This window comes from Kitasatospora sp. NPDC057500, from assembly GCF_042802195.1.
Classification (GTDB): Bacteria; Actinomycetota; Actinomycetes; order Streptomycetales; family Streptomycetaceae; genus Kitasatospora.
In genome coordinates this window covers 1-3,858 of record NZ_JBHVER010000370.1, presented here as the reverse complement: position 1 = coordinate 3,858, position 3,858 = coordinate 1, and the positions used below count along the sequence as shown (strand labels likewise).

General features: G+C 71.9%; 4 protein-coding genes. 2 read left to right on the top strand and 2 right to left on the bottom strand.

All coding sequences use genetic code 11. The annotated features are described in order from the left end of the window. Positions 1-39 precede the first annotated feature (39 nt). Entirely contained in the window at positions 40-384 is a 345-nt protein-coding gene (locus ACFU74_RS36495) for a hypothetical protein (protein WP_380764434.1), read from the bottom strand. 406 nt (positions 385-790) lie between these two features. On the opposite strand from ACFU74_RS36495, the gene ACFU74_RS36490 reads away from it, so the two are divergent. Beyond that, entirely contained in the window at positions 791-1,591 is an 801-nt protein-coding gene (locus tag ACFU74_RS36490; RefSeq protein ID WP_380764433.1) for an SDR family NAD(P)-dependent oxidoreductase, read from the top strand. A 65-nt stretch (positions 1,592-1,656) separates the two neighbouring features. Here the strand turns inward: ACFU74_RS36490 and ACFU74_RS36485 are convergent, their stop codons facing one another. Beyond that, a complete protein-coding gene (locus ACFU74_RS36485; RefSeq protein WP_380764432.1) occupies positions 1,657-2,838 on the bottom strand; it encodes an acyl-CoA dehydrogenase family protein in 1,182 nt (393 codons plus the stop codon). Between the two features lie 272 nt (positions 2,839-3,110). On the opposite strand from ACFU74_RS36485, the gene ACFU74_RS36480 reads away from it, so the two are divergent. Further along, the gene (locus ACFU74_RS36480; RefSeq protein WP_380764431.1) at positions 3,111-3,812 is read left to right on the top strand and encodes a DUF899 domain-containing protein; all 702 of its coding nucleotides are present in this window, start codon (positions 3,111-3,113) and stop codon (positions 3,810-3,812) included. Positions 3,813-3,858 lie beyond the last annotated feature (46 nt).

Here is a 3,858-nt window from a genome sequence, read left to right as displayed (position 1 = left end):
GGGCAGGGCGGCGGCCACGAGGGGGACCCGGTGCCGGAATCAGCCGGTGTAGCTGACCCAGCCCTTGGTGACGGTGGTGCCGGGCGGGCAGTACAGGAGGACGTTCAGGAAGGTGGTGTGCGGGCCGTCGCTCCGGGAGACGCCGTTCGAGCAGTTGACGTTCACCCACCACTTGGTGGTGCCCCAGGCATCGCAGGAGATGCCGTAGTACCACTGGTCGTTGAGGTACCCGATGGTCGGAGTGCTGCAGTTGAGCCCCTCGACCCGGGTCGGGGCGGCGGACTGGGCCCGGGCGGCCGGCGCCGTGACGACGGTGGCCGCCGCCAGCCCGGCCAGCAGACAGCCGGCGATCCCGAGTTTCCTGCCCCTGGTGTTCCTGCGCACGATGGTTCCGCCCTCGTTGTCGGTGGTGACAAATGCGCCGCTGTGACCCGCGGCCGGGACGTGCCTCGGCGAATATAGGGAGGGACTGTGAAGTTCCGCATATGACAGAGGAAAATTCGCCAGGACCCGCCGCACGCTGCGGATCGGCCGCGCGCCACCCCCGCCCCCTGGTGCGCACGGAAGGTCCCGGGTCGGGCAGGCCGTACCGGTGTGCGAATCCCGTACACCAACCGATCTCCCTTCGACCGAAACCCGGCACGAGGAGACGGATGTTCGTCAGCCGCCGGCCCGGCGGACACACCTTCGGGTGGGGGACGCGTGCTCGGGTCGCGGGGTGGCCGGACTCTCCTTAGCGTGGATCAGACGTTCCGCGCGCCACGGCGGCGCCGAGGGAAGGGGAAGCCCGATGGAGAGTCTGCTGACGGACAGGACCGCGGTCGTCTACGGCGCCGGGTCGGTCGGAGGCGCGGTGGCCAGGGCCTTCGTCAGGGAGGGCGCCCGGGTGTTCGTGGCGGGCCGCGGCGAGGCCGCGCTCAAGCAGTTGGCCCACGACGTGGAGTCCGAGGGCGGCTCGCTGGTGACCGCGCGGGTGGACGCGCTGGACCGGGAGGCGGTCGACGGCTTCCTGGACTCCGTGGTCGAGCGGACCGGCGGGCTCGACATCTCCTTCTGCGCGACCTCCACCCGGCGGCCGGGCGGCGAGCAGGGCTCGGCCCTGGGCGAGCTGTCCTTCGAGGACTTCTCGCTGCCGATCATCGACTTCACCAAGGCCCAGTTCACCACCGCCAACGCGGCGGCCGCGCGCATGCTGCCGCGGGAACGGGGCGTCATCATGATGATGACCGCCGCGCCCGCGCGCGTGCCGTTCCCCTACACGGCCGGGTTCGGCCCGGCCTGGGCGGCGGTGGAGGCCTTCGCCCGCACCCTCGCGGCCGAACTCGGGCCGCAGGGCGTACGGGTGCTCTGCCTCCACTCCGCCGGATCGCCGGACGCGGCGAGGAGCATCGAGACCACGCTGGCGACGGACCGCCCCGAGCTGCCGGCCCGGAAGGCCGGCTGGCAGGACCGCTCCGCGGCCCGCAACCTGCTGGGCCGCTGGCCCTCGCTGGCGGACGTCGGCAACATGGCGGCGTTCATGGCCTCGGACCTGGCCGCGGTGTCCACGGGGACGGCGGCCGACCTGACCGGCGGCATGGTGGGCCCCTGACGAACAGCGGGCCCGGGCCCGGCGCCCCGGTATCGGAGCGGCGGGCCCGGCCTCGCCTCGGTCGCTCAGATGTACAGCGTGTTGGGCTCCAGACCGCACAGGGCCCGGCCGTAGAGCTCCGCGTTGGTGTCCGGGTTGATCAGGGCGTGCAGGGCGACCGCCTGGATGTCCCGGGCGATCCGCTGGAGCGGCACGTCGAGGAAGATCGAGGTACCGCCGCTGATGCTCACCAGCAGGTCGACGGCGTGCTTGGCGAGCCGGGTCGCCTCACCGTGGTCGTTGCGGACCTGGGCGCGCTCCTCCAGCTTCCACTCCTCGCCGCTGGCGGCCTTGGCGTCCACGGTCGCCGCGGCGCGACGGGCGTGGAACTCCGCCTGGTCGATGCTGTTGACCGCCTCGGCGACCCGCAGGTGGGTGATCGGGGCCTCGCTCTGCGCCTCGTAGTCGGTGTAGGTGATCTTCCGGCCGGGCAGCCGCTCGAAGAAGACCTCCCGGGCCGCCTTGGCCAGGCCGACCGCCACGCCGACCCCGGAGGCCGCCGCGACCAGGGCAGCCGGGGTGCGCCACACCGGGGACTCGGCGTTGGCCTCGGACAGGCCCTGCGGGCGCAGCGAGGCGCTCATCGGGATGACGCGGTGCTCCGGGATGAAGAGCTCCTCGGCCACCGTGGTGACGCTGCCCGAACCGCGCAGGGCGCTGGTGTGCCAGTCGTCGACGAGCTTGAGGTCGGCGATCGGGACCAGCGCCATGATCGGCTCGGGCTCGGCGTCCGGGCGGAGCAGGATCGCGGCGATCTCCTGCCAGCCCGCGTGCCAGGCCCCGCTGACGAACTTCCAGGAGCCGTTGACCACGATGCCGCCCTCGACCGGCACGGCCGTGCCGGTGGGGCTGTTGGTGCCGCAGACCCGGGGGGCCTCGGACGTGAAGACCTCGTCCTGGGCGGCGTCCTGGAAGAGGCCGGTGAGCCAGGTCGGGATCCAGAAGACCGAGGAGGTCCAGGCGATGGCGCCGTCGGCGCGGCCGAGCTCGATCGCCACCTCCACCAGCGTGGCGGTGTCGCACTCGTAGCCGCCGTAGCGCACCGGCGTCCTGAGCCGGAAGACGCCGGCCTCGGCGAGGGTCGCGACCGTCTCGTCGCTCAGCCGGCGGTTCTCCTCGGACCAGACCGCCTGCTCCCGGAGGACCGGCACCAGTGCGGCGACCCGCTCGACGATTTCTTCCCGGGTCGGTATTCCAGTGGACGACATGGCATTTCCTCCTGGACGGTTCGGTTGATTGGTGACCGGACCGGATCTCACATTCGCGCGGTCACCGGGAAACGATTTCACCGGGCGGGCCGGCGGGACATCTTCTGAATTGCCGGATCGTGGCGGCCGGCGATATGCGCCGGGCAATCGCGGCGGGCGGCGGCGTAGAGCAATCGCGAGGAAGGACGCGGGCGCCGCGCGTGCCACCCTGGTGCCAGCATCGTTCCCGCCCGCCGCTTCCCCGGCGGCGGCGCCGTAGCCAGGAGGCCAGTGTGGATCTGTCGCCCATCGTCAGCAAGGACGAGTGGCTCACCGCCCGCAAGGAACTGCTGGAGCAGGAGAAGGAGCTCACCCGCGTGCGCGACGCGGTCTCGGCCGCCCGGCGCGCGCTGCCGCGGGTGCTGGTCGAGAAGGACTACGTGTTCGAGGCGCCCGGAGCCTCGCCCACGCTGCTCGACCTCTTCCAGGGCCGGCGGCAGCTGGTCGTCCGTCACTTCATGTTCGACCCGGCCTGGGAGGAGGGCTGCCCCGGCTGCTCGATGCAGGCCGACTCGGTGGGGCACCTGGCCCACCTGCACAACCGCGACACCTCGTTCGTGATGGTGGCGAGGGCGCCGATCGCCAAGATCGAGGCGTTCCGCCAGCGGATGGGCTGGGACCTGCCCTTCGTCTCCTCCCACGGCACCGACTTCAACCGCGACTTCAACGTGACCACCGACCGGGGCGAACTGCCCGGCGTCAGCTCCTTCCTCCGGGAGGGCGACCAGGTCTACCACACCAACTCGGTGTACGACCGGGGCAGCGAGGTCACCCTGAACACCTACAACTACCTGGAGATGACGCTGCTGGGCCGACAGGAGGAGGGCCTGGAGCACCCCTGGGACTGGTGGCGCCACCACGACCGCTACGACGACGCCACCGCCAAGGGCCCCGGCGAGAACTGGTGGAACGGCCAGGACAAGTTCAGCTCCTGACCGTTCGCACGAAGGACGAAGCGGCCCGGGTGGCCGGCCCCAGCGG